The organism is Streptomyces sp. NPDC006430, assembly GCF_040612395.1.
Classification (GTDB): Bacteria; Actinomycetota; Actinomycetes; order Streptomycetales; family Streptomycetaceae; genus Streptomyces.
In genome coordinates, this window is the sequence record NZ_JBEXQA010000015.1 from 23,495 (window position 1) to 47,137 (window position 23,643).

Genomic DNA, 23,643 nt, shown 5'->3' on the forward strand with positions numbered 1-23,643 from the left:
TCGGTTCACCGGTCTCAGGCCGGTCCGCTGCCCGACAGGGCCACCTGACGTCGTACGGCCTCGACCACCGGCGAATGGCGCAGCGCGTGCGAGATCCGTACGAGGTCGCGCGGGCCTCCGAGCGTGTCGAGCACGCTCTCCTCGCTGGCCCCGATGACCGCACCCTCGGGGTCCGCCGAGCGGGCCTGGACGGCCGCCGCGACCATCGCCGCGTCGGCCACCGCGCGCGCGTCCTGATCCTCGGCCCCACTGGCGAGGGCGCGCGCGTGGGCGTCCTCGCGCAGGCTCAGGTCGAAGTAGGGGCCGAGGTGCAGGAATCCGTCGTGGATGTCGGACTCGCGCTGGATCACCCGGAGCTCGGCCGGGGACCACCAGGACATCTGTACGCAGGGGGTGCCGCTGGGGGCGCCGATCTGCACCTCGTGCCAGAGCGCCCCGAGCCGCCGGTACGTCGTCCAGGTCTGCCAGTTGTCGGACAACCGCTGGCACAGCAGGGGGAGCACGAAGCCGATCGCGCTGATCAGTGCCCCGACGGAGGCGAGGGGCGGGGCGATGTAGGTGCTCAGGTCGTCGAGGTCGTGGCCCGCCCAGCGGGCGACGACCGCGGAGATCTTGGTGGCGTCGTAGCTGAGGTTGAAGACGTAGCCCGAGACGATGATCATCAGGCCGATCCGCAGCCAGCCGTGCACCTGGAGGGACCAGCGCCAACACATGGCCACCATCACGACGGCCGCGACCAGGTGCGCCGTGAGGTAGAGGGCGATCATCTGCTGGATGTACGGGGTGTTGGCGTAATAGGTGTCGAAGTCGCGCAGCCGCTGGACCGGGGCCTCGCCCAGGGCGAAGAGCACGATGAGTACCACGACCACAGCGCCGTAGCCCAGGATCCAGCGGCGCGAGATGCGGCGGGTCAGGTCCGGTGGGCCGCCGCGCCAGTTCACGATCAGGACCAGGCAGGCGGCGCTGAAGAGGGTGATCAGGCAGTAGACGAGCGGGGCGGAGATGTTGGCGATCCCGGTCCAGCGGTTGACCGCCTCGATGGTGGGGGGAGCGGCGAAGGTGAACACCGATCCGGCCAGGATCAGCAGGGCGCACACCGATCGGAGCAGCGGGTCGCGCCAATTGTTCCGTAGCGCCGGCAGCTTGAAGGCGAGCGAGACCGCCAGGGCGGCGGCCGGTATGTAGTAGTCCTGGCCGTTCAACGGTCGTTCCTGTGCCCCCGGTATCCGAGCGAGGCCTCGATGCGGCCCGCCAATTGGTCACGCTGTGCGGGCGCCCGATGGCTGGCGGACCCGGCGAGCCAGGTCCGGCACCGGCTACCCAGCAGTAAACCGAAGGTCTCCGCTTCCGTCTCCTCCTGGACGTCCGCGCGCGTGCGCGCGGCGACCCGCCGGACCGTCTCGCCGAGATCGGCCTCGTCGGACAGCAGCCGTGCGGCGACGGCGGCTCCGTCGACGTGGTGGCTGCAGTGGCCGGCCTTCATGTGCCACAGTTCGTGGCCCAGGATGACCAGCTGGTGGCCCGGTGCGGTGCGTTCCTCGATGACCACCAGATCGCGGTCCGCCATGTCGAGCCACAGGCCGCTGGCCGTCCCCGGCGGGAACGAGGCCATCCGGAAGTCCACCCGGCGGCCGCGGTGTCTGCTCATGCCCTCGCAGAGGGCGGCGTAGAGGTCCACGGGTTCCACGGGCGCGGTCAGCCGCAGGCCGGCCACCAGTTCGCCGCACAACCGGCGCTGCTCTCTGCCTATGCTCACCGTTCTCCCCGTCGGCGCGGATCCGGATCAGGACTCAAGGATCAGACCCAGACTTTCGACTGGGTCAGGATTCATTCGGTTTTACGCTTTCGAGAAGCATGTCCAGCCATTCCGTCACCTTGTCCCGGTGTTTGTCGCTGGGCAGTTGGGCGGCGCGCCAGGCGATGCCGCGGACGCCGTGGTTCTGCAGGAGTCTTGCCAGCGGATCGCCGGTCGAAGCGGCCGGGGCGGGTACGGTTTCGCGCGTGCGGCCCGCATAGTCCTGGAGCAGCTGTTGTTCGGTCCGCTGGAGCGCGTCGGTGAGGGCGTCGGCGTCGTGCGCGGTGAGGAACCCGGCATGGACGCCGAAGAAGCGCTGGATCGCGTCGCAGTGCTCCATGGTGGGCCGGCGGTCGCCGTTGATCAGGGCGCCGGCCTGCTGCCGGGACATGCCGGCGCCGTCCGCGATCTCCTGCTGCGTGTAGCGGCGCCCGTTGGGTTTCAGTCGGGTGCGCCGGAGCAGGTCGAGGCGCTGGAGGAAGCGGGTCTGTAGGCAGGGCTCGCCGGCCGGCCGGCCGTCGAGCAGCGTCTTGACCACGTCGGCGGGGACGCCGGAGGCCTCGGAGAGGCGACGCAGGTCGAAGACCTTGTTCAGGTCGTGGCCCATCTTGCCCGCGAGTTCGGCGACGCGGGTGACGGTGGCTGCCAGGGGCGCGTTGGCCACCGCGACGGGAGCCGGGAAGCCGTCTGTCACCAGTGGTTCTCCTAGATCGCGGCGAGGTCGGTACGGGCACATGGTCGGCTTTTGGAATCTAGCCGCTCTGTCGCTGCAGGGCCAGAACTTGCCACAGCTGTGGCGGGAATGAGCTGTCAAGAGGCTGGAATTGCCACGATAGTTGACACTCGAATGAAGTCGGTAGCAGGATCGCCAGAGGAAATTGAAGATCCAGACCGTGAAGAGGGGGAGCTCTCGGTGCCACATCTCGCAGCGGTGGGCCCGTCCGATGGCCTCGCCCGAGCCGGTGAGGAGCGCCTGGCGGGCGAGGACTCCGCACGCGGCGCAGTGCGGTCGGAGCGACGCAAGGAGATTTTGCGCCAGCGCCGCGAAGAACTGGGCCTGAGCCAGGAAGACCTCGCCGCCCGGCTCCGCATCAGTGTCCGCGCCTACGGGAACTGGGAACGCGGCCTGGTCAAGGAGTGGACGGACCGCAAACTGCTCGCCCTGGCCGAGGCCTTGGAGATGAGCGAACGCCAGTGCTTCTGGCTCTTCCGCGTCATGGTCGACCGGGACCCGCCGCCGACCTGGCGGGCGGCCGAGGAGAGCCGGCTGCCCGAGGACCCCGCCCAGCGCGACTACCTGTGCGACTACGCGGCCCTCATGGAGTCCGTGCCCTACCCGAGCTTCCTCGTGGACCACCGCTGGGACGTGGCACTCACCAACTCGGCCTTCGACAAGCTCTTCCAGTCGGTGCGCCCGCACCCGACCGCCCTGCCGGACGACAACTTCCTGCGCTTCGTGCTGTTCCACCCGGACGCGGCGGCAGTGCTGGAGGACCACGAACCGGCCTGGTGCGTGCCGTTGTTGGCCCAGTTCACGAACGCCCTCGCCGCGGCCCCGGAAGACGAGGGGCTACGCAGCATCCGCCAGGAGGTGGCTCGTGACCCGTTCATGGAGGCGGCCTACCGCTACGGGGTGCCGCACTGGCTGTCCACCCACGGGGCCGACGCCGCCGAGCGCGACGGGGCCGTGCGCACCGTGCGGCACTGGGACCCGCGCTGGGGACTCGTACGCTGCCGGCTGGTGGCCGAATCCAGCCGGATGCTCGACGGGATGGGCCTCACCCGGATCACCATGATCCTCTCGGCGCCGCCGGGCGCGCAGACGGGTCCGGTCCCGGGCGGCGCCGCCGCCCCGCTCCAGCAGGGGCCCCGGCTGCGCGCCGTGCCGTCGCTGGAGGACTGACCCCAGCCGGCCGCCCAGCAGGGGACACTGGAGCCCTCAATCGTGTGTCGCGGATCGGGTGCCACGGATCGTGGCACCGAACGTGGCACGGGCGAAGGGCGGTAGGAGCGTGCGGCTGACCATCCTCGGCGGGGGCGGATTCCGGGTGCCGCTCGTCTACGGCGCCCTGCTCGGCGACCACGCCGAGGGTCGGGTGTCCCATGTGACGCTGTACGACGAGGATCCCGCCAGGATCGGCGCCATGGTCCGGGTACTGGCCGACCAGGCAGCCGCCTCCGGGGCGCCGGACGCCCCGACCGTCACGGCCACCCGGGATCTCGACGAGGCGCTGCGCGGGGCCGATTTCATCTTCTCCGCCATCCGCGTCGGCGGCCTCGACGGACGCGCCGCGGACGAACGGGTCGCGCTGGCCGAGGGTGTGCTGGGCCAGGAGACGGTCGGCGCGGGCGGGATCGCGTACGGCCTGCGGACCGTGCCCGTCGCGCGGGAGCTCGCCCGCAGGATCGCCCGTACGGCCCCGGAAGCCTGGGTCATCAACTTCACCAACCCGGCCGGCCTGGTCACCGAGGCCATGGCCGAGGAGCTCGGGGACCGGGTGATCGGGATCTGTGACTCCCCGGTCGGGCTCGGCCGGCGCGTCGCCCGACTGCTCGGCGCCCGCCCGGAGGAGGCCTGGATCGACTACGTCGGCCTCAACCACCTGGGCTGGCTCCGCGGGCTGCGCATCGCAGGTCGTGACGAACTGCCCCGGCTGCTGGCCGACACCGCCGCCCTGGAGTCCTTCGAGGAGGGCCGGCTCTTCGGGGCGGACTGGCTGCGCTCGCTCGGCGCGATCCCGAACGAGTACCTGCATTACTACTACTTCAACCGTGACACCGTACGGGCGTACGCGGAGGCGGAGCAGACCCGCGGCGCGTTCCTGCGCGACCAGCAGCGCGGCTTCTACGCGCAGGCGGGACGCCCGGGGCAGCCGGCCGGGGCGGCGCTGGCCGCCTGGGACCGGACCAGGGCCGAGCGGGAGGCCACGTACATGGCCGAGAACCGCGAGGCGGCGCAGGTCGGCGAGCGCGATGCGAGCGACCTGGAGTCCGGCGGGTACGAGAAGGTGGCGCTCGCGCTGATGCGGGCCATCGCCCGGGACGAGCGGGCCACCCTGATCCTCAACGTCCGCAACCGCTCGACGCTCTCGGTGCTCGACGCCCGGGCGGTCATCGAGGTGCCCTGCCTGGTCGACGCGAACGGCGCCCACCCGGTGGCCGTCGATCCCTTGCCGCTGCACGCGGTGGGGCTGGTGACCTCGGTCAAGGCGGTCGAGCGGGAAGTCCTGGCCGCCGCCGCGAGCGGCTCCCGGGCGGACGCGGTCAAGGCCTTCGCGCTGCACCCGCTGGTGGACTCCGTCGGCGTGGCCAGGCGGCTGCTGGACGGCTACGCGGCCGCCCACCCGGGCCTGGCCCACCTCCGCTGATCCCGCCTCGACGGACCGGGCACCGGCTCCGCCTCCCCGGTCACGGAGAGACCAACCGGAGAAGGACCGCGACCGCCCGCGGAGCCAGGATCGTGGGGCCCGGCGGGCGCGTGGCGCGCCGATCGGCCGGTCCACCCCGGGGTCAGTGCCCTGCCCGGCCGTCGGTGCTCCCGGTGATGCGGCCCCACAGGGACCGGGTGGCGCCGAAACCGCTCTCGTGCACCCACACGTGCGTGCAGGACGGGCACTGCAGGTGCAGCAGGCTTCCGGTGTTGGACAGTAGGTAGCGCCAGTGGTCGGAGCACGTGCGCCGCTCCTCGCACGGGACACACCCGCGGCTGTCCTCGCAGCTCGGACAGGCCACCCAGGCGCGGCGCCCGATGTCCGCCTGCGGGTCAAGCGGCAGCACGGCCGTCTCCGCGCGGGGCGAGCACGCCGGCTGCGACCAGGTCGTCGTACACGCGCTGCTGCTCCTCGTCGAGACCGGAGTACAGCAGGTCGTACGCGGCTTCCTCGCCGCGCAGCACCTCGATCGGGTCCCAGTCGGGGCCGAGGGCTTCCATGACGTGTGCCCGCCGCAGCACCTCTTGCGCAGTGAGGTCGACGGTGAACTCGACCGGCTCGGGGACGCCCGGGTCGGTGGGGCGGGTGGGGGGTGTGGGGGGTGTGGGGTGGTGTGGGGCCATACGTATGAACTTAGGTATGCCTTCCTTCTCACGGCAAGAGGGGGTGGGAGAAGTCACAGCCCCCCGCGAGCCGTCGTCGTCGGGTAGTCGTACGACGGCACGCGCGGGAGGGTCGGAGCGAGCTCGGGGCGCCAGGTGCGCAGGACCACGGTCGAGGGGGCGTAGAGGGCGTCCGGAATCTCGGACGGGGCGAACCACTGCCAGCGCACGATCTTGTGGGGTTCGGTGACCTTGGGAGTTCCCTCGGCGGCGGTGGCGACGGCAGCGGCGGTCAGGCGGGTCACCCCGGAATCCGCGGAGAGATGGACGGCGAGGATCCGGATGTTCTCGGGAACCGCCCGCAGATCCGTTTCCTCGGCCAGTTCCCGGGCCGCGGCCTGCTCGAAGTCCTCTCCGGGGTCGACCTTCCCACCGGGCAGCTCCCAGCGGCCGTCGTGTGCCTGGCCGAGGAGCACCCGCCCGCCGGCATCGGTCACCACGAGCCCGACGCCGACGACGGCGTTCGGCTGCGGGAACGCCCGCTCGGGGCGCGTGCCGACCGTGGGCTCGGGCTGCTCCTGCGGGCGGCTCGTCGGTTCCATTACGGTGCTCCACTTTCTTCCGGGTCGGGCGGTGGGTCTGGCGCGCACCGGGAGCCGCTCGGAGCCCGCGTGCGCCCTCAGGTCCGGTGTGGGCGGCGGCGGCCCGTCCCGAGCCGCGGGCCGACGGCCGTGAGCGCCCCGGCGGGTTCCTCGCCGTCCCGGCGCTGGGACTGCTCCTAGACGGCCGTGCCTCCATTTGCCGGTTCGGCAAGAACATTTGTCAACCGGTCGGGTCTACCCCCACCCTCACCGACATGGACGATACGAGCGACCGGACGAACGGTGACGCGAGCGACGGTACGGGCCGCAGTACGAGCGTGGAGATGAGGGACGAGGCAGTGGACACGACACTGACGGGTCCCTTCGACGTGGTGGTCGTGGGCGGCGGGAGCGCAGGCCTCGCCGGGGCGCTGACCTTGGCCCGGGCCCGCCGCTCGGTGCTGCTGCTCGACTCCGGCAGCCCCCGCAACGCCCAGGCCGCCCACCTGCACGGCTACCTCGGACGGGACGGGGCGGGCCCGGCGGAGCTGCTGGCCTCGGGTCGGGCCGAGGTGGCCGGGTACGGGGGCGAGATCCGGTCCGGGGCGGCCGGGACCGTCCTCGCCGCGGACCGGCTGCCCGACGGGGGTTTCGTGGTCCGGTGCGCCGACGGCTCGACCGTCCGGGCCGGCCGGCTGCTCGTCGCCACCGGCCTGCTGGACGAGCTGCCGGACCTGCCGGGGCTCCGCGAGCGCTGGGGGCGGGAGGTGCTGCACTGCCCGTACTGCCACGGCTGGGAGGTCCGGGACCAGCCCGTGGCGGTGCTGGCGACCGGCCCGTTCGCCGTGCACCAGGCACAGCTGTGGCGTAACTGGAGCGACCGCGTGACCCTGCTGTCCCACACCTGGCAGCTCACCGACGAGGACCGGGAACTGCTGTCCGCCCTGGGCGTCGCGGTGGTGGAGGGCGAGGTGACCGCCCTCGACGTCACCGGCGACCGGCTCGCAGGGGTGACCCTGACCGGCGGCACGGCCGTGACGTGCGCGGCCCTGGTGGTGGCCCCGCGGTTCACCGCCCGCTCCGGGGTACTGGCCGGCCTGGGGCTTCCCGTCGTCACCGTGGAACGGGCCGGAGCGGTGATCGGCACCTGCGTGGAGGCGGATCCGGCCACCGGGGCCACCGCGCTGCCGGGCGTCTGGGTGGCGGGGAACGTGACCAACCCGATGGAGCAGTTGGCGGGCGCGGCGGCGGCGGGGGTGCGGGCCGCCATCGCCGTCACCACGGACCTGATCGAGGCGGAGACTCGGCGGGCCCTCGCGGCCCACCGTGCGGGCGGGGGGCCCGGCGGTGACGGTCGGGAGCAGGGCGGGGCATAACGTATCGGACAAGTGTGCGGGTTTCGGCCACGGTTCGTTCGTGCAGGCTCTCAGCGGTCCGATCTTCGTACGGTTCGTCGGCTGAGGGACACGGGGGCACGCCATGGCACATGTGCTGGTCATCGGTGGAGGGGTCGGGGGGCTGGCGACCGCGCTGCTCGCGGCGCGCCACGGACACACCGCAGAGCTGTTCGAACGGGACCCGCGCGTGCCCGGCACCGCGCTCGACCGGGACTTCTTCGGCTGGCGCCGGCCCGCGGTCCCGCAGGCGACCCAGCCGCACGTGGTGCTCGGTGCGGCCCGCGCCGTCCTGCGCGACGAACTGCCCGACGTCCACGCGGAGATGCTCCGGCTCGGCGCCCGGGAGCAGCACGAGCTGGACTGGTTCGAAGTGCGCCCGCCACAACGGCCCGGCGACGAGGACCTCGTCATGCTCCAAGCCCGGCGCATCGTGCTGGAGAGCGCGTTCACCACCGCCCTGCGCGCCGAACCGGGCGTGGTGCTGCGCCACGGCGAGCCCGTGACCGGTCTGACGACGGAGCGCGGGGCCCACGCGCTCCGGGTGACGGGAGTGACCACGCACTCGGGCTCCTCCGCGGGGGACCTCGTGGTGGACGCGGGTGGGCGGCGCGGTGGCGCCGAGCGCTGGTTGGCAGAGGCCGGCTGTCGGCCGGCACGGGTGGAGCGGCACCGCACGGGGCTGGCCTACTTCTGCCGCTGGTACCGGCTCCCCGAGGGGCTGGCGCAGGGCCCGCGCCGGCCCTGGACGGTGACCGGCGGCGCCTTCGCCGGATGCGCCGTCCTTCCGGCCGACAACCGCGTGTTCGCCGTCACCCTGATCGTCCACACCCGGGACGACACCCGCTCCGCACTGCGCGACCCCGGCGTCTTCGAGGCCGCCGCCCGGGCGTTCCCGCCCGGTGCGGCCTGGCTGGACCTGGGCGCCGAGTCGCTCTCCGACGTCCTCGCCACGGCGAGCCTGGACAACCGGTGGAGTCCGCTGGCCGACGAACGGGGGCCGGTGGTGGCCGGGCTGGTGCCCGTCGGCGACGCGATCGCGCACACCAACCCGACGCTCGGGCAGGGCACCTCGCTCGCGCTGTGGGCCGCGCGCCGGGTGGCCCGTACGGCGGACCGGGAGCCGGGATCGGTGCGGTTCGCCGCCGACTACCACGCGTGGGCCGTGCGCACCCTAAAACCCTGGTTCGATTTCCAGGTGGTGGCCGACGCCGCCGTCGGCGAGCGTTTCGCCACCCGGGCCGGGCGGACGGGGACGGCGCGCGAGGCAGCCGCGCTGTTCGACTGCGCACTGGAGGACCCCGAGGTGATGCGGGCCCGGGCACGGGTGCGGCACCTGGCCGAACCACCGGGGCGGGCGTACGCGGATCCCGGCATCCGAGCCCGGGTGGCGCGCTGGTTGGCGGCCCGGCCCGACTACACCCCGAACGCGGTGGGCCCGGACCGCGGGGAGTGGGAGAAGTTGACCGCGGGATGAGGCGGCTCAGCGGGGCCGGCCGAGGACCTCGGCGAGGTCGTAGCCGACGACCTCTTCCAGCTGGGCGTACGTGCAGCTCTCCGGGGTCCGGTCGGGCCGCCAGCGACGGAACTGGGCGGTGTGTCGGAACCGGTCGCCCTCCATGTGGTCGTACGCCACCTCGCAGACGCGTTCGGGGCGCAGCGGCACCCAGGAGAGGTCCTTCTTGCCGGTCCAGCGGCTCTGCGCGCCGGGCAGCCGGGCGCTCTCGTGGGCGGACACCTCGGCCCAGGCGGCCCACGGGTGCCCGGTGGCGTCGGCCATCCGCAGCGGGGCGAGCTCGTCCACCAGCTCGGCGCGGCGCTTCATGGGGAAGGCGGCGCAGACGCCCACGTGCTGCAGCGCGCCGTGGCTGTCGTAGAGGCCCAGGAGTAGCGATCCGACAATCGGACCGCTCTTGTGGAAACGGAAACCGGCGATGACGGCGTCGGCCGTACGCTCGTGCTTGATCTTGAACATGAGACGGGTATCGGGCCGGTAGGGGAGATCGAGCGGTTTGGCGATCACCCCGTCGAGCCCGGCGCCCTCGAACTGCTCGAACCACTGCTGCGCGAGTGCGCGGTCGGTGGTCGCGGGCGCGAGGTGAACGGGGGGCCGAGCGGTGGACAGGGCGTCGGCGAGGGCGGTGCGGCGGTCGGTGAGCGGGGTGTCGAGGAGCGCCTGGTCGCCCAGTGCCAGCAGATCGAAGGCGATGAAACTGGCGGGCGTCGTTTCGGCCAGCAGGTCGACACGGGACTGCGCGGGATGGATCCGCTCGGTCAGCCGGTCGAAGTCGAGCCGCCCGCCGTGCACGATGACGATCTCGCCGTCCACCACGCAGCGGGCGGGGAGGTTGTCCTTCAGAGCGGCCACCAGCTCGGGGAAGTACCGGGTCAGGGTCTTACCGGTGCGGCTGCCGATCTCCACCTCGTCGCCGTCGCGGTGCACGACGGCCCGGAACCCGTCCCATTTGGCCTCGTACTGCATACCGGGCGGGATCTTGGCCACGGACTTGGCGAGCATCGGCTTCACGGGCGGCATCACGGGCAGGTCCATGTCTGAGATTCTGCTGCGACACCTCCCGGATCGCCCGGTATGCGCATGGCGCCGGGCCCGCCTACCGTGGCGCACATGGGTGCATCCGCTAATGCCATCGAGCTGGACGCGGGCGGGCGTACGGTGCGGCTGTCCAGCCCGGACAAGGTCTACTTCCCGGCCCGCGGTCTGACGAAGCTGGACGTGGCGCAGTACTACCTGGCGGTGGCCGACGGGATCACGCGCGCCCTGCGCAACCGGCCCACCACCCTGGAGCGATACCCCGACGGGGTGGAGGGCGAGTCCTTCTTCCAGAAGCGCGCCCCGAAGAACCTGCCCGACTGGATCCCGACCGCCCACATCGAATTCCCCAGCGGGCGGACGGCCGACGAGATCTGCCCGACCGAGCCCGCCGCCGTGCTGTGGGCGGCGAACCTGGGCTGCCTGACCTTCCATCCCTGGCCGGTGCGCCGCGAGGACACCGACCGGCCCGACGAACTGCGCATCGACCTGGACCCACAACCGGGCACCGACTACCACCACGCGGTGATCTGCGCCCACGAGCTGCGCGACGTACTGGAGGACCTCGGTCTGCGCGGCTGGCCCAAGACCTCGGGCGGGCGGAGTCTGCACGTTTTCGTCCCGATCGAGCCGCGCTGGACCTTCACCGAGGTCCGGCGGTGCGCGATCGCGATCGGCCGGGAACTGGAACAGCGCATGCCCGGCAAGGTGACCACGGCGTGGTGGAAGGAGGAACGCGGCGAGCGCATCTTCGTGGACTACAACCAGACCGCCCGCGACCGCACGATCGCCTCCGCCTACTCCGTGCGTCCGCGCCCGCTCGCCCCGGTCTCGGCGCCGCTGCGCTGGGACGAGGTCGATTCCGCCGAGCCCCGGGACTTCGACATCACCACCATGCCCGCGCGGTACGCCGAACTCGGCGACGTGCACGCGGACATGGACGACCACGCCTTCACCCTGGACGCGGCGCTGGAGCTGGCCGAACGTCACGAGCACGACCACGGTCTCGGTGACATGCCGTACCCGCCGGACCACCCGAAGATGCCGGGCGAGCCGAAGCGCGTCCAGCCGAGCCGGGCGAAGGACGAGGGCTGAGCCGGCCGAACGTACGGTCGTCCACCCCTCGTGGAGCAGCCCCTGTCAGTGGGGGGTGCCATGCTCGAAGGAGGACGGAAGGAGTACGGGCCATGCTCACGACGGACTACAAGGAAGGCTCCCCGAACTGGGTGGACCTCGGCACGCCGGACACCGACGGTGCCGCCGGGTTCTACGCCACGCTGTTCGGCTGGGACTACCGGCCGGGCGGCGAGGACGTCGGCGGGTACGGAATGTTCCGCCTCGACGGTAGGACGGTCGCGGGCGGCATGGCCGTCACGGCCGAGCAGGGGCCGTCCACCTGGACGGTGTACTTCCAGAGCACCGACGCGGACGCCTGTGCGGCAACCGTGCTCAAAGAGGGCGGGGCGGTGGTCCTTGAGCCGACGGACGTGCAGGAATTCGGCCGGATGGCGCTCTTCACCGACCCGGCCGGAGTGGCCTTCGCGACCTGGCAGCCGAAGCGGAACAAGGGCTTGGACGCGGTGACCGAGGTGGGCACGCTGTGCTGGGCCGAGCTGTACACGGCCGACGTCCCGCAGGCCGGCGCCTTCTACCGCTCCGTCTTCGGCTGGGAGATCAGCGAAATGCCGTTCGAGGGCGGGTCGTACACCATGGTCAAGCCGGCCGGCGCGACGGACGCGGCGGCGTTCGGGGGTCTGGTCCCGATCGCGACGGATCCGGTGGAAGATGCCGAACACCCCTACTGGGCCCCGTATTTCGAGGTCGTCGACTGCGACCTGACGGCTGCCGCCGCCGAGGAATCGGGTGGGAAGGTACGGCTGTCCCCGGTCTTCATGGAGGGGGTCGGCCGTTTCGCCAAGCTGGCGGACCCGTACGGCGCGCGGTTCGCGATCATAGCCAGCGCCCCGCCGGCAGGGTCGTGAGGCGGTGTTGATCAGGCGTTGATCGGACGTCCATCGGCAGCGGTGAGGATCTCCGGCATGTCGATGAACACCACCACCGCCACCGCAACCGCCTGGTACGACCTCGCCCTCTGCGCCCAGACGGGGCCGGGCTTCTTCTTCCCGGAGCCCGGCTCGTCGCTGCGGGACGCGAAGCGGCTGTGCGGGGCGTGCGAGGGCCGTGCGGGGTGCCTGGAGTACGCCCTGGCCAATGACGAGCGCTTCGGCGTCTGGGGCGGGCTCTCGGAGTCGGAACGCCTCGCCCTGCGCCCGCGCCGCTGATCGGGCCCGCTCCCTCGCGCACCGCCCCGACGGCGGTCAGCCGCATCGGCCGGTCGGTGACCCGGTGCGGTCGGTGCCGACCCGGAGCGGGGCCATGACGCACGAAGCCCTGGCAGAGCATCAGCTCTGCCAGGGCGATCCGCCTCACCCGCCCGTGCGGGTGGTGTGGTCGGTCGGAGCGGTCAGGCCTTGCGGGCCGCGATGCGGGCCGCGCGGGCGGCCAGCCGCTCGTCGAACTTGCGGGCCTCGGAGTCCAGGCCATTCATGAACATGCCGAGCTCGTCCTGCGCCTGCTGGCCCTCCGGGCCGAGGCCGTCGATGTCCATGATCTTCAGGAAGCGGATCACCGGGCTCAGCACGTCGTCGTGGTGGATCCGCAGGTTGTAGACCCCGCCGATCGCCATCTGTGCGGCCATCCGCTCGAAGCCGGGCATGCCGTGTCCGGGCATGCGGAAGTTGACCACGACGTCCCGTACGGCCTGCATCGTCAGGTCCGGGGCGATTTCGAAGGCAGCGCCCAGCAGGTTGCGGTAGAAGATCATGTGCAGGTTCTCGTCCTGCGCGATGCGGGCCAGCATCCGGTCGCAGACCGGGTCACCGGACTGGTGGCCGGTGTTGCGGTGCGAGATGCGGGTCGCCAGCTCCTGGAAGGCCACGTACGCCACCGAGTGCAGCATCGAGTGGCGGTTGTCGGACTCGAAGCCCTCCGACATGTGCTGCATCCGGAAGACTTCCAGCTTGTCCGGGTCCACGGCGCGCGAGGCCAACAGGTAGTCGCGCATCACGATGCCGTGGCGGCCCTCCTCGGCGGTCCAGCGGTGCACCCAGGTGCCCCAGGCGCCGTCACGGCCGAAGAGCGTGGCGATCTCGTGGTGGTAGCTGGGGAGGTTGTCCTCGGTCAGCAGGTTCACGACCAGCGCGATCCTGCCGATCTCGGTGACCTTGGACTGCTTCGGGTCCCAGGCCTCGCCGTCCTCGAAGAAACCCGGGAAGTTCCGGCCGTCGCTCCACGGGACGTACTCGTGGGGCATCCAGTCTTTGGTGACCTTCAGGTGGCGGTTCAGTTCCTTTTCGACCACCTCTTCCAGCGCGTACAGCAGCTTGGCGTCGGTCCACGCCTCCGAGCTGCCGAGGTGGGGAGAGGTGATCGTCACGGGTACTCCTGGGGACAAAGCGAATTACCTACGGTTCCGTAGCCTACGACTCCGTAGGTTAAGCGGAGCGTGAGGGCCAGCCAAGCCCCAGGCGTTCATATGACTGGTTACATCCCGTTATCTGTGCAGTTTGAAGGGGCGCGGGAAGGCGGTGGCGGAGGGAAAGTCACGCCGGCAGGTGGTACCCGGCCTCCGCCTTGACGGCGGAAGCCGGCGTGCGGCGGCGGCGCGCCCCGCCCCTCACGCGCTCCACAGCCCCTCCCGGACCTCCTCGGCCGTGGTCGACCGCAGCTCCCCGTCGAGCAGCAGCCACCGGGTGATCCCGATCGACTCCAGGAACGGCACGTCGTGGCTCGCCACCAGCAGCGCGCCCTCGTAGGCCTCCAACGCCTCCGTGAGCTGGCGCACGCTCGCCAGGTCCAGGTTGTTCGTGGGTTCGTCCAGCATCAACAGCTGGGGAGCCGGCTCCGCCAGCAGCAGCGCCGCCAGCGCCGCCCGGAACCGCTCGCCGCCCGAGAGCGTGCCGGCCGGCCGGTCGGCACGGGCGCCCCGGAACAGGAAGTGCGCGAGCCGCGCCCGGATCAGGTTGTTCGAGGCAAGCGGTGCGAACCGCGCCACGTTCTCCACCACCGAACGGCTCTCGTCGAGCACGTCCAGCCGTTGCGGCAGGAACCGCGCGGGCACGTGGGCCACGGCTTCCCCGGACACCGGTGCCAGCAGTCCCGCGATCGTCCGCAGCAGGGTCGTCTTGCCCGAGCCGTTGCGACCGACCAGGGCGATGCGCTCCGGGCCGTGCACCTCCCACTCGCCCGCCGCCCCGGCCCCGTGCGCCAGGTGCACGTCGCTCAGCGTCAACACCCGGCGCCCCGGCGGCACCTGTGTGGCGGGCAGCTCGATCCGGATCTCCGCATCGTCCCGGACCGCCTCCGCCGCCCGGTCCAGCCGCTCCTTCGCCTGTGCCAGCTTCTCGGTGTGCATGATGCGGTGTTTGCCGGCCGACTCCTGCGCCGCGCGCTTGCGGGCGCCCATGACGATCTTCGGCTCGCGCTTGGACTCGTACATCTTCTGGCCGTACCGCTTGCGCCGCGCCAATTTGACGTGTGCATCCGCCAGTTCCCGCTTCTGCCGCTGTACGTCGGCCTCCGCGACCCGGACCGTCCGCTCGGCCGCCGCCTGCTCGGCCGCGAGCTGCTCCTCGTAGGCCGTGAAGTTCCCTCCGTACCAGCGGACTTCACCGTCGTGCAGATCGGCGATCTGATCGACCCGCTCCAGCAGCTCCCGGTCATGGCTGACCAGGAGCATCACCCCGGACCAGGACTCGACCGCCGCGTAGAGGCGGCGCCGGGCCCGCAGGTCCAGGTTGTTGGTCGGCTCGTCCAGCAGCAGGACGTCGGGGCGGGCGAGCAGCAGGGCCGCGAGTCGGATCAACACGCATTCACCGCCGGACAGTTCGCCGACCGTGCGGTCGAGGCCGATCCGGGCGAGGCCGAGTTGGTCGAGCGTGGCCAGCGCCCGCTCCTCGACGTCCCAGTCGTCGCCGATCGCTGCGAAGTTCGCCTCGGTGGCCTCACCCGCCTCGATGGCGTGCAGGGCGGCGCGGGCGGTGTGGATTCCGAGGGCCTCGTCCACGCGCAGAGCAGTGTCGAGCGTGACGGTCTGCGGAAGGTGGCCGAGGGTACCTGCCACGGACAACTGGCCATCGGACGGGGTCAGTTCGCCCGAGATCAGCTTCAGGAGGGTGGACTTCCCGCAGCCGTTGAGCCCGATCAGGCCGGTGCGGCCGGGGCCGACAGCCAGCTGGAAGCCGTCGAAGACGGGGGTTCCGTCGGGCCAGTCGAAGGACAGGTCGGAGCAGGTGATGAAAGCAGGGGGGTGACTCATGGAGGCCTCCAGGTTGCGTGAGTGGTGCGTGCAACGCGGGGAGACAGCCGACGGTGGACACGGCCACGAGGGCCGAGGCGGCCACGACGGTCACGCGGTGGCGTGAGTGCCGTGGGGTCGGCCGGTCGGTGTCTCGAACCTCAGACGAGCAATGTCCTACTCCGTTTTCGACGGCGGTGGTGGGGCCCAGCGGGCGGCGGCCCGGGGGACAGCGACGAAACTACGGGTGGCCCGAGCCGCCCGCAAACGTATTTCGACGGACCGCCTCAGCTTGTCTTTTGACCTCTGGGCGTGCTGCTGCGGTACCCGGTTCCGCGCCCCGAAGCGGACACCCTGCCCGTCAGCGGCCCGCGCTGGCACCACGTCCGTCCGCCGCGGCCCCCACGGGCGCGTCACCGTGACTGATCCCCTGAGGATGGTCGACGCTGGAGCTGGAGAGGATCCGCCTGGACCTGCACGCCAAACTCGGCGATCCCGAGGTCAAGCCCACGCCGCTCACCTCCACCGCGTGCACGATCCGCCCGTGCGTGGCCCGTGGCAGCGGGCGTAGAGGCAAGCAGTCTGCGTAGGCGGCGCGGCTCCAGCCGGCCGTGGTCGACCGCGTCGTACATCGCCCCGTGCCCACGCCGGCGCTCAGCCGTCAACGTCAGCTCGACCAATGAGGTGACCGGACCATCGGCGCACAGGACCGTGTCGGTGAGCTCGAAGAGCGCATCCGTCCGACTGTAAAGGCAGTCGTAGAACTGGACATGAAAGTGGGACAGGACACCCAGCGCGGCATCAACGGACTGTTCAGGGGCGAGGCTCCTCACCAACGGCCGTTCCTTCACGCGACGTTGCTCGGCACCTTGAAGCGTGAAGAACGGCCGGCCGTCCTGCTGTCCCCGGAACGAACCAAGACCAGCAGGTCGGGTGACCGGCGAGGTCAAACGAAAAGCTCAGCGGGGGTCGCGCATCAGCTCGGCCAGGTCGTGGTCCATGTCGAGGTACAGGTGCTCCAGGCCCGGCGGCACGATCGCCGCGGCCCGTTCCAGGAACCCGTGCAGTTCGGCCGTCAGCATCAGCACGATCGCCACCCCCTCGGACGCGTGGAACTCGATCGTGGTCCGATCCGTGTCGTACGGCCGCACCCGCACATCACCGCAGCCCGTCGGGCGGTCCAGGCCCGATTCGAGGAGCTCGCGCGCGAAGGTCCACGAGACCTCGACGCCCTCCAGGGTGGCGGGGGCGGGAAAGGCCATGCGCACGGCGAAGGGATCCGCCCGGTCGTAGCAGAGCGTGACGGGCACGGTCTCGACCTTCGGGGCGGTGGCGACCAGACGTGCCTGCACGGCCTGCTCGATAACAGTGATCAAGGCTCGCTCCCTTGCGGCGGATCTCCTGCCGGGGGTGGGGTGGAACCCGGCAACCGGATAGACGCCGGAATCGGCAAATCCGTGCACGCGAACTGACGTGAGCTGTGTCACCGATTGGCTGGAATGCGCCTGTTTGATCGCACAGAGTGACGATGTGGGGAGTGTGTGCGAAGGCCCTCAGTCGCCGCTGCACGCTCCGGAGTCGTCGCAGAACGGCTGATTCCCGCTCACTCCACAGGCGCAAAGTACGGCCCGGGTCTCCCTGCGGACGGTCCCGTCCGCGGTCGTCACGTGCAGCTCGCCGCGCATCACGAGCCGGCCGGCGGGCGACCGTGCGACCGTGGTCGGCCGGTCCGGCTCCTCGGTGGGCCCGTCGTCGGCGAGCCGGTACTGCAGCGCGCCCGAAGGGCAGCGGCGGATCGCCTCGGCGACCCGTTCCGGGGCGGCGCCGTCCGGTTGGACCCACGGGCGCCGCCCGGAGTCGAACACCTCGGGCAGGCCGCGCACGCATGCGGCGGCGTGCAGGCACCGCCCGCCGTCGTAGGTGACGGTGATGCGCTTGCCGCCGTAGGACTTGGGTTCCTTGGAGGGCATGGCCTCAGCCTAGGAACGCGGCGGCGCGGACGCACCCTGGACGCCGAATCCGGGGTGCATTAGCTTCCGGCGCCATGAGACTTCTGGGAGTTGGCATGTGCGCGGCGGTCCTGGCGGTGGGGCTGTTGGCCGCCCCGGCGCACGCGGAGACCGGAATGCGGGACGCGTGGGGCGGGTCGGACGCACGGGACGGCCAGGACGTACGGGGCGCGGATTGGGCCCTGAAGGAGACCGGCAAGGACTCCCGCTTCCGAGGGCTGGCGGCGGTCAGCCGGTCCACGGCCTGGGTGGCCGGCTCCAAGGGCACGGTGCTGCGCACGGTCGACGGGGGCCGCACCTGGCGGGACGTCTCGCCGCCGGGCGCCGTCGCGGAGGGCCTGGAGCTGCGCGACATCGAGGCCCTCGACGGGCGCCGTGCGGTGGCCCTCTCCATCGGGGAGGGCGCGGCCTCCCGGGTGCTGCGCACCGAGGACGGCGGCGCCACATGGACGGAGACCTTCCGCAACCCCGACCCGCGCGCCTTCTACGATTGCCTGACCTTCTTCGATTCCCGGCACGGGCTGGCCGTGAGCGACCCGGTGGACGGTGCGTTCCGGATCCTGTCGACGGACGACGGCGGACGGAACTGGGCGGTGCTGCCGGGCACGGGGATGCCCGCCGCCCTGCCGGGCGAGGCGGGCTTCGCGGCGAGCGGCCAGTGTCTGGTGAGCGCCGGGCCGCGCGACGTCTGGCTGGCCACGGGTGGTGGCGCGGTCGCCCGGGTCCTTCACTCCGCGGACCGCGGTCGCACCTGGCGGGTCGCCGAATCCGGAATCCCGGCGGGCGACCCGGCCAAGGGCGTCTTCGCCCTGGCCTTCCGCGACCGTACGACGGGCCTCGCGGTCGGCGGCGACTACCGCACCGGCCAGGCCTCCCCGCAGGCCGCGGCCGTGTCGTCGGACGCGGGCCGCACCTGGAGCCCGGCCCCGACCCCGCCGCCCGCCTACCGCTCGGGCGCGGCCTGGTTCCCGCACGCGCGCGGCACGGCGCTCGCAGTCGGTCCGACGGGCACGGACGTCACGACGGACGGCGGCCACAGTTGGCGGGCGCTGGCGACGGGCTCGTTCGACACCGTCGACTGCGCCTCGGACGGGGGCTGTTGGGCCGCGGGGGAGAAGGGGCGGGTGGGGAGACTGGAGCGTTCGGCGCGGCCCTGACCGTGGATCAGGTCGAGGGCGTGGTGAACAGGTCCATGCCCGGGTAGCGGCCGGTGACGAAGCCCGCCGCCCGGTACACGGGCTCACCGTCGGAGCTGGCGTGCAGCTGGACGTAGTGGATCCCGTTGCCGTTCAGCCAGGCGATGAGCCCGTCGACGATCTGCCGGCCGTGCCCGCGCCCGCGGGCGGGCCCGTCGGTGACGATGCCGTCGAGGTAGCCGCGTCGCCCGTCGATCCACCGGGGGCTGGGTAGGTGGTACGTGATCCAGGCCATCCCGGTGGCCAGCAGCGGTTCGCCGGGCGCTCCGCCGACGACCAGGCAGTGCACGTCGGGGCGTTCGTCGATCCGCTCCAGGAACCACCCCCGGGCGACGTCCCGCCAGGCGGCGTCCTCGGCCCCGGGATCGACACCGAGGGAGGCGAGGGCCACGGCTCGGAGCCGGACCAGCTCGGGGACGTCGGCGCACGTGGCCGAACGGGGCAGGAGGGAGAGGGGAGTTGCAGGGGACACGGGGCCTCCAGGAGCGGTCGGTGGGGTGCGGTGGCTCAGCGGCTCCGGGCGGGCCCGGGCGGCGCCGCGGGCCGATGACTGTCGCCCGGACCCACCCGGACCCACCCACCCGGACCCACCCGGCCGGATCCGCTCAGAGCACCGGGTTCTCCCGTGCCGCCGCCAGGTCCGACGAGGTCCTCGTGGCGATGAACTCCGTGATGCGGTAGGTGCAGACGCCGGCCACCGTGAACGGGTCCTCCGTCGCGATCTTCTCGATCTCCGCGCGGGAGACCCCGTGCGCCAGGATGACGCCCCCGTCGCGCGGGACCTTGCGGCCCGAGGCGAGGAAGACGCCCGATGCGTAGTAGCCGTCCAACCACGCGATGTGGGCGTCCATCTCTTCCTCGACGGCCTCGACGGGTGCGGTGTAGGTGAGCTCCATGACAAACATGATCGTCAGGCTACTCTCGCACCATCATGACGAGCGCAAAGACCCCCGCCGACGAGGCCGAGGCCCGGGCGATACAAGACGAACTACGCCATCAGGTCGTGCTCGACGAGCCCGGCCCGCCGCCCGCACGAGGACTCGTCGCAGGAGTGGACGTCGCCTACGACGACGAGCGCGACCTGGTCGCCGCAGCGGCCGTCGTCCTCGACGCCGCCACCCTCGACGTCGTCGAGGAGGCGACCGCCGTCGGGCGCGTCAGCTTCCCGTACGTGCCTGGGCTGCTCGCCTTCCGCGAACTGCCCACCGTCCTCGCCGCGCTCGACGCCCTCACCGCGACCCCGGACCTAGTCGTCTGCGACGGCTACGGCCTCGCCCACCCGCGCGGGTTCGGCCTCGCCTGCCACCTCGGAGTGGTCACGGGCCTGCCGAGCATGGGCGTCGCGAAGAACCCGTTCACGTTCACCTACGACGAACCGGGCGCCCGGCGCGGCGACGCCACCCCGCTGCTCGCACCCGATGGCGCCGTCGTCGGACGGGCCCTGCGCACCCAGGACGGGATCAAGCCGGTGTACGTCTCCGTCGGCCACCGCGTCTCGCTCGACAACGCCTGCGCCCATGCCCTCGCGTTGAGCCCCCGCTTCCGCATCCCCGAAACCACCCGGCACGCCGACTCCCTGTGCCGGCGGGCCCTGCGCGAAGCGTCCTGACCCGCGGGTGGCCGCCCCGCTCAGCGCACGGCGGCCACCCGGAAGCGGATGCCGGCCTTCTGGAGCCGGTCCAACAGTGCGTCGCCCATCGCCACCGCCGTGGTGAGCTGACCCGCACGCTGCGGAAGGGCGTCGTACGCGAGGCACAACGCGGATTCCGCCAACATCTTGGCGGTCTCCCCGTAGCCCGGGTCGCCGCCCGAGACCTCGGTGAACACGCGGCGCCCACCGCCTTCGGCCACGAAACGGACGCTGAACCAGCTGCGCGCCCGCCGCTCCGCGTCCGGACCCTGACCCGGCTCCCAGCGGTTCATGAGCCACCGCCGCGCCGCCGGGAGCTGCGCCAGGGCCACCGTCGCGCCCACCGCCGCCGCGCCGCCGACGGCGACCGGGAGGTGCTTCACCGAGGCGTACTGCCGATAGCGGAAGTCCGGACCGTACCGCTCCAGTGCCGCCGCCGACCGGGCCACGATCCGGGGGTCCAGGGTCGGCAGGGGCAGCGCCCAGGTGCCGGTCTCCCGGCTGAACCGCGGTGCCCCCAAGGGCCCCCGCACGCGACGCCCGGGCACCCGGGGCTCGTGCAGCCGGCGCTCGCGGGCCGCGGCCAGGGTCTGCGGCCCGCGGCCCATCGCGGTGAGGGCGGAGGCCAGGGTCCCGCCGGAGAAGAGCGCGTTGGACCGCATGAAACTGTCCACCCTGAGCGGGACCCCTTCGGGCAGGTGTCCCACCGTGAAGTACGTGCCGAGGTCGGCCGGGATCGAGTCGAAGCCGCAGGCGTGCACGAGCCGGGCCCCGGTCTCCCTGGCCCGCGCGTCGTGCTCGACGTACGTACGGTCCACGAACTCCGGCTCACCGGTGAGGTCCACGTAGTCCGTACCCGCCTCGGCGCAGGCGGCGACCAACTCCGCGCCGTACAGGACGTACGGTCCGACGGTCGTGGCCAGGACCCGTGTGGAGGCGGCCAGTTCCCGCAGCCCCTGCGCGTCCCCGGCGTCCGCCCGAAGGAGCGGCAGCCCCGCGCACCCCGGATCGAGCACGGTCAGCCGCTCGCGCAGCCGCTCCAGTTTCCCGAGGTCGCGGCCGGCGAGGGCCCAGCGGCAGCCGGCCGGGGCGTGCGCGGCGAGGTACTCGGCGGTCAGTGCCCCGACGAAGCCGGTCGCGCCGAAGAGCACGACGTCGTACGGCCGTTCGCGTGCGGGTTCCCCCTCGCGCCGGGTCTGTTCGTCCATCACGGCACCTCCCTGCCCGTAGATCGCTGTAGGCACGTAGCGTACGCAAGCGGCAGCGCCCCGGGAGCGGCCTGTTCGGCCGTTCGCGGGGCGCTGCCGTTCAGCGGCGCGTCCTGGTGGCTCAGTTGTCCTCGTAGACGCCGAAGACGTCCACGACCAGGTCGATGTCGGCGTCGCTCTGGTTGAAGAAGTCGATGATGCCGTTGGAGCCGGTGCTCGCCTGGACCAGGTTGGGGACGGTCTTGCCCGTCGTCCAGTTCAGGGTCGAGGAGGTGGGCGGGGCCGGGGTGCCCGCGGTGTCGGACGCGTACTGGTCCATCGTGTTCGGGTCCGGCGCGACGGCGAGGAAGCCCGTGCCCTTGGTGTTGGTCGCCGTGGAGTTCAGTACGAAGCCCTTGATGCCGGGCTCGCCCGGGGCGATGGGCAGGTAGATGTACTCGCGGCCGGGCAGCGCGCCGGCCACCGGGGAGGCGGGGTCGCGGGTGTCGATCAGCCGCTCCGGCGCGAACGGCAGGTAGGCCGCCTTGCTGTTGGGGCTGTAGTAGCCGACGACGTCGACGATGACGTCGATGCCCGCCCAGGCGCCGTTGCGGACGTTGATCTTGCCGTCGGGGCCGACGGGGACGATGACCGAGTTGGCGATGGTCTGGCCGGCGGTGAAGTTCACGTTGGAGGCCGTCGGGGCCTGCTGGCCGCCCGGGTAGACGGTCAGGTGGCCGTCCTGGCGCGGGTTGGTGACGGTCACGTTGAGCGCCACGGCGGTGACGCCGGACGCCGGTACCTGGCCCTTGCCGGCGATCTGGACACCGAACGAGGTCTGCCCGGCGACCTGGCCCTGGGCGGTGCCGAGACCGATGCGGGTGTCGACGAAACGTTCCGGCGCCAGCGGGGTGTAGCCGCTGGACGCGGACTGGGTGAAGTAGCCGGTGACGTCGGCGATCAGGTCGACCGACTCCCAGCCGCCGTTGTAGAGGTCCACGTAGCCGTTCGCACCGACCGGCACGATGACCAGGTTCGGGACCGTCTGGCCGGGGGCGAAGTTCACGTTCGAGGTGGTCGGCTTCTCGTCGCCGTCGGCGAAGGCCGTGATGTGGCCGCCGCTGGTGGTGTTGGTGACGGTGACGTTGAGGACCACCGCGGTGACGCCCGCCGGGATGGAGCCGTTTCCGCCGATCTTCACCCGGGACGAGGTGTAGGGGGCCACCTTGGCCTTGGGTGCGCCGGTCCCGTTGCGGGTGTCTAGCAGACGGGTCGGGCCGTACGGGGTGTAGTCCGAACCCTCCGTCGTGACCGCGACCTGGTTGACGACCGAGGTGCCCGCGGTCTTGTCCGTGACGGTGACCTTGATCGTGTACTGGCCGAGCTCCGCGTAGGCGTGCTGCGAGACGACGACCTCGGTGCCGGCGGCCGTGGCGGTGGTCGTGGCCCCGTCGCCCCAGGCGACGCTGATGTCGAGCGGGGTCGTGGCGCTCGTGATGGAGCTGTCCAGCTCGAATCCGTGGGCGGTGACGGAGATGGCTTCCAGGCCCACCGCGAGGGTCGGGTTGCCCTCGACGCCCGTGGCGGCAACGGTCTGCGGGGCCGCCAGCTTGCTCTTGGTGGTGGTAGTGGTGGTGGGCGCCGCCAGTCGGACCGACTGGTCGGCGGAGCTGGTGAACTTCGAGAGGTTCGACGCACCGGCCTCGGTGAGGTCGGGCTTCGTGACGCCGTGGGCACTACCGGAAGTCGTGTCGGCCGCATGGGCCATGCCCGGTATGAGGGAAATGCCGGCCGCAAAAACGGCGGCGGACGCTGCGAGTCGGCGGTAGGACACCGGCACTCCAAAGTTCGTTGAAGCCTTGATCAAGGACGGAAAACGAGCTCAGAGTACAGACCGTCCAAGCGGCCGCTCAGGCGCCCCCACCCTTGTGACGTTCATGGCAATGAAAGCGCCCCGGAGGCGGCCTGATC

General features: G+C 71.9%; 24 protein-coding genes and 1 pseudogene. 9 read left to right on the forward strand and 16 right to left on the reverse strand.

Annotated features, from left to right (window positions below; genetic code table 11):
* Positions 1-14: 14 nt before the first annotated feature.
* From ABZZ20_RS21725 to ABZZ20_RS21735, 3 genes are all read right to left on the reverse strand, one after another.
* Positions 15-1,202 carry an MAB_1171c family putative transporter gene (locus ABZZ20_RS21725; RefSeq protein ID WP_356871912.1) on the reverse strand — a complete coding sequence of 396 codons (1,188 nt, stop codon included), beginning with the start codon at positions 1,200-1,202 and terminating at the stop codon, positions 15-17.
* Positions 1,199-1,756, reverse strand: coding sequence for a toxin-antitoxin system, toxin component (locus ABZZ20_RS21730; protein ID WP_356871914.1), 558 nt, complete (start codon positions 1,754-1,756; stop codon positions 1,199-1,201). The genes ABZZ20_RS21725 and ABZZ20_RS21730 overlap by 4 nt, the downstream gene beginning before the upstream one ends.
* Before the next feature lie 64 nt (positions 1,757-1,820).
* Positions 1,821-2,489 carry a helix-turn-helix transcriptional regulator gene (locus ABZZ20_RS21735; RefSeq protein ID WP_356871916.1) on the reverse strand — a complete coding sequence of 223 codons (669 nt, stop codon included), beginning with the start codon at positions 2,487-2,489 and terminating at the stop codon, positions 1,821-1,823.
* A gap of 219 nt (positions 2,490-2,708) precedes the next feature.
* Here ABZZ20_RS21735 and ABZZ20_RS21740 point away from each other — a divergent pair, with 219 nt between their 5' ends.
* Positions 2,709-3,698 carry a helix-turn-helix domain-containing protein gene (locus ABZZ20_RS21740; RefSeq protein WP_356871918.1) on the forward strand — a complete coding sequence of 330 codons (990 nt, stop codon included), beginning with the start codon at positions 2,709-2,711 and terminating at the stop codon, positions 3,696-3,698.
* A 109-nt stretch (positions 3,699-3,807) separates the two neighbouring features.
* Positions 3,808-5,163, forward strand: coding sequence for a 6-phospho-beta-glucosidase (locus ABZZ20_RS21745; protein WP_356871920.1), 1,356 nt, complete (start codon positions 3,808-3,810; stop codon positions 5,161-5,163).
* A gap of 142 nt (positions 5,164-5,305) precedes the next feature.
* On the opposite strand, the gene ABZZ20_RS21750 is transcribed toward ABZZ20_RS21745, so the two are convergent.
* Genes ABZZ20_RS21750 through ABZZ20_RS21760 form a run of 3 tightly spaced genes read right to left on the reverse strand, consistent with a single transcriptional unit; the run spans position 5,306 to position 6,430 of the window.
* The gene (locus tag ABZZ20_RS21750) at positions 5,306-5,572 is read right to left on the reverse strand and encodes a hypothetical protein (RefSeq protein WP_356871922.1); all 267 of its coding nucleotides are present in this window, start codon (positions 5,570-5,572) and stop codon (positions 5,306-5,308) included.
* Positions 5,559-5,849 carry a DUF6400 family protein gene (locus ABZZ20_RS21755; RefSeq protein ID WP_356871924.1) on the reverse strand — a complete coding sequence of 97 codons (291 nt, stop codon included), beginning with the start codon at positions 5,847-5,849 and terminating at the stop codon, positions 5,559-5,561. The genes ABZZ20_RS21750 and ABZZ20_RS21755 overlap by 14 nt, the downstream gene beginning before the upstream one ends.
* A 53-nt stretch (positions 5,850-5,902) precedes the next feature.
* Positions 5,903-6,430 carry an NUDIX domain-containing protein gene (locus ABZZ20_RS21760; protein WP_356871926.1) on the reverse strand — a complete coding sequence of 176 codons (528 nt, stop codon included), beginning with the start codon at positions 6,428-6,430 and terminating at the stop codon, positions 5,903-5,905.
* A gap of 323 nt (positions 6,431-6,753) precedes the next feature.
* Here ABZZ20_RS21760 and ABZZ20_RS21765 point away from each other — a divergent pair, with 323 nt between their 5' ends.
* Together ABZZ20_RS21765 and ABZZ20_RS21770 are read left to right on the forward strand one after the other, a co-directional pair.
* Entirely contained in the window at positions 6,754-7,785 is a 1,032-nt protein-coding gene (locus tag ABZZ20_RS21765) for an NAD(P)/FAD-dependent oxidoreductase (protein WP_356872133.1), read from the forward strand.
* A gap of 103 nt (positions 7,786-7,888) precedes the next feature.
* Positions 7,889-9,280, forward strand: coding sequence for an NAD(P)-binding protein (locus tag ABZZ20_RS21770; RefSeq protein WP_356871928.1), 1,392 nt, complete (start codon positions 7,889-7,891; stop codon positions 9,278-9,280).
* Between the two features lie 6 nt (positions 9,281-9,286).
* Here the strand turns inward: ABZZ20_RS21770 and ABZZ20_RS21775 are convergent, their stop codons facing one another.
* On the reverse strand, positions 9,287-10,354 hold the full coding sequence (locus ABZZ20_RS21775) for an ATP-dependent DNA ligase (protein ID WP_356871930.1): 1,068 nt from the start codon (positions 10,352-10,354) through the stop codon (positions 9,287-9,289).
* Between the two features lie 75 nt (positions 10,355-10,429).
* Between ABZZ20_RS21775 and ligD the strand changes: the two genes are divergently transcribed.
* The 3 genes from ligD (at position 10,430) to ABZZ20_RS21790 (ending at position 12,636) form a co-directional block, all read left to right on the forward strand.
* Complete coding sequence (gene ligD / locus ABZZ20_RS21780; protein WP_356871932.1) at positions 10,430-11,449, forward strand: non-homologous end-joining DNA ligase; 1,020 nt, start codon at positions 10,430-10,432, stop codon at positions 11,447-11,449.
* Between the two features lie 92 nt (positions 11,450-11,541).
* Entirely contained in the window at positions 11,542-12,336 is a 795-nt protein-coding gene (locus tag ABZZ20_RS21785) for a VOC family protein (RefSeq protein WP_356871934.1), read from the forward strand.
* A gap of 57 nt (positions 12,337-12,393) precedes the next feature.
* The gene (locus ABZZ20_RS21790; RefSeq protein ID WP_356871936.1) at positions 12,394-12,636 is read left to right on the forward strand and encodes a WhiB family transcriptional regulator; all 243 of its coding nucleotides are present in this window, start codon (positions 12,394-12,396) and stop codon (positions 12,634-12,636) included.
* 182 nt (positions 12,637-12,818) lie between these two features.
* Here the strand turns inward: ABZZ20_RS21790 and ABZZ20_RS21795 are convergent, their stop codons facing one another.
* The 5 genes and pseudogenes from ABZZ20_RS21795 to ABZZ20_RS21815 all read right to left on the reverse strand — a co-directional run bounded on the left by ABZZ20_RS21795 (position 12,819) and on the right by ABZZ20_RS21815 (position 17,620).
* Complete coding sequence (locus ABZZ20_RS21795; protein WP_356871938.1) at positions 12,819-13,790, reverse strand: acyl-ACP desaturase; 972 nt, start codon at positions 13,788-13,790, stop codon at positions 12,819-12,821.
* Between the two features lie 240 nt (positions 13,791-14,030).
* Complete coding sequence (locus tag ABZZ20_RS21800; RefSeq protein WP_356871940.1) at positions 14,031-15,671, reverse strand: ABC-F family ATP-binding cassette domain-containing protein; 1,641 nt, start codon at positions 15,669-15,671, stop codon at positions 14,031-14,033.
* Positions 15,672-16,164: 493 nt separating this feature from the next.
* Positions 16,165-16,444, reverse strand: a pseudogene (locus tag ABZZ20_RS21805) (transposase); the annotation flags it as partial.
* Positions 16,445-16,609: 165 nt separating this feature from the next.
* Positions 16,610-17,026 carry an SsgA family sporulation/cell division regulator gene (locus ABZZ20_RS21810; protein ID WP_356871942.1) on the reverse strand — a complete coding sequence of 139 codons (417 nt, stop codon included), beginning with the start codon at positions 17,024-17,026 and terminating at the stop codon, positions 16,610-16,612.
* A gap of 177 nt (positions 17,027-17,203) precedes the next feature.
* Entirely contained in the window at positions 17,204-17,620 is a 417-nt protein-coding gene (locus tag ABZZ20_RS21815) for a (4Fe-4S)-binding protein (protein ID WP_356871944.1), read from the reverse strand.
* A 74-nt stretch (positions 17,621-17,694) separates the two neighbouring features.
* Between ABZZ20_RS21815 and ABZZ20_RS21820 the strand changes: the two genes are divergently transcribed.
* The gene (locus ABZZ20_RS21820) at positions 17,695-18,816 is read left to right on the forward strand and encodes an oxidoreductase (protein ID WP_356871946.1); all 1,122 of its coding nucleotides are present in this window, start codon (positions 17,695-17,697) and stop codon (positions 18,814-18,816) included.
* Positions 18,817-18,823: 7 nt separating this feature from the next.
* Here the strand turns inward: ABZZ20_RS21820 and ABZZ20_RS21825 are convergent, their stop codons facing one another.
* Complete coding sequence (locus ABZZ20_RS21825) at positions 18,824-19,327, reverse strand: GNAT family N-acetyltransferase (protein ID WP_356871947.1); 504 nt, start codon at positions 19,325-19,327, stop codon at positions 18,824-18,826.
* Positions 19,328-19,460: 133 nt separating this feature from the next.
* Positions 19,461-19,760 carry a YciI family protein gene (locus ABZZ20_RS21830; RefSeq protein ID WP_356871949.1) on the reverse strand — a complete coding sequence of 100 codons (300 nt, stop codon included), beginning with the start codon at positions 19,758-19,760 and terminating at the stop codon, positions 19,461-19,463.
* Between the two features lie 26 nt (positions 19,761-19,786).
* Here ABZZ20_RS21830 and ABZZ20_RS21835 point away from each other — a divergent pair, with 26 nt between their 5' ends.
* A complete protein-coding gene (locus tag ABZZ20_RS21835; protein ID WP_356871951.1) occupies positions 19,787-20,464 on the forward strand; it encodes an endonuclease V in 678 nt (225 codons plus the stop codon).
* Positions 20,465-20,484: 20 nt separating this feature from the next.
* On the opposite strand, the gene ABZZ20_RS21840 is transcribed toward ABZZ20_RS21835, so the two are convergent.
* Both ABZZ20_RS21840 and ABZZ20_RS21845 read right to left on the reverse strand, forming a co-directional pair.
* On the reverse strand, positions 20,485-21,693 hold the full coding sequence (locus ABZZ20_RS21840) for a saccharopine dehydrogenase NADP-binding domain-containing protein (protein ID WP_356871953.1): 1,209 nt from the start codon (positions 21,691-21,693) through the stop codon (positions 20,485-20,487).
* Positions 21,694-21,814: 121 nt separating this feature from the next.
* On the reverse strand, positions 21,815-23,440 hold the full coding sequence (locus tag ABZZ20_RS21845; RefSeq protein ID WP_356871954.1) for a hypothetical protein: 1,626 nt from the start codon (positions 23,438-23,440) through the stop codon (positions 21,815-21,817).
* Positions 23,441-23,643 lie beyond the last annotated feature (203 nt).

Bases quoted from the DNA above. Each gene is read 5' to 3' on its own strand.
- ABZZ20_RS21785 (WP_356871934.1), top strand. From the start codon at position 11,542: ATGCTCACGACGGACTACAAGGAAGGCTCCCCGAACTGGGTGGACCTC.
- ABZZ20_RS21835 (WP_356871951.1), top strand. From the start codon at position 19,787: ATGACGAGCGCAAAGACCCCCGCCGACGAGGCCGAGGCCCGGGCGATA.
- ABZZ20_RS21840 (WP_356871953.1), bottom strand. From the start codon at position 21,693: ATGGACGAACAGACCCGGCGCGAGGGGGAACCCGCACGCGAACGGCCG.
- ABZZ20_RS21830 (WP_356871949.1), bottom strand. From the start codon at position 19,760: ATGTTTGTCATGGAGCTCACCTACACCGCACCCGTCGAGGCCGTCGAG.
- ligD (WP_356871932.1), top strand. From the start codon at position 10,430: ATGGGTGCATCCGCTAATGCCATCGAGCTGGACGCGGGCGGGCGTACG.
- ABZZ20_RS21760 (WP_356871926.1), bottom strand. From the start codon at position 6,430: ATGGAACCGACGAGCCGCCCGCAGGAGCAGCCCGAGCCCACGGTCGGC.
- ABZZ20_RS21790 (WP_356871936.1), top strand. From the start codon at position 12,394: ATGTCGATGAACACCACCACCGCCACCGCAACCGCCTGGTACGACCTC.
- ABZZ20_RS21820 (WP_356871946.1), top strand. From the start codon at position 17,695: ATGAGACTTCTGGGAGTTGGCATGTGCGCGGCGGTCCTGGCGGTGGGG.
- ABZZ20_RS21755 (WP_356871924.1), bottom strand. From the start codon at position 5,849: ATGGCCCCACACCACCCCACACCCCCCACACCCCCCACCCGCCCCACC.
- ABZZ20_RS21845 (WP_356871954.1), bottom strand. From the start codon at position 23,440: ATGGCCCATGCGGCCGACACGACTTCCGGTAGTGCCCACGGCGTCACG.
- ABZZ20_RS21770 (WP_356871928.1), top strand. From the start codon at position 7,889: ATGGCACATGTGCTGGTCATCGGTGGAGGGGTCGGGGGGCTGGCGACC.
- ABZZ20_RS21775 (WP_356871930.1), bottom strand. From the start codon at position 10,354: ATGGACCTGCCCGTGATGCCGCCCGTGAAGCCGATGCTCGCCAAGTCC.
- ABZZ20_RS21815 (WP_356871944.1), bottom strand. From the start codon at position 17,620: ATGCCCTCCAAGGAACCCAAGTCCTACGGCGGCAAGCGCATCACCGTC.
- ABZZ20_RS21765 (WP_356872133.1), top strand. From the start codon at position 6,754: ATGAGGGACGAGGCAGTGGACACGACACTGACGGGTCCCTTCGACGTG.
- ABZZ20_RS21800 (WP_356871940.1), bottom strand. From the start codon at position 15,671: ATGAGTCACCCCCCTGCTTTCATCACCTGCTCCGACCTGTCCTTCGAC.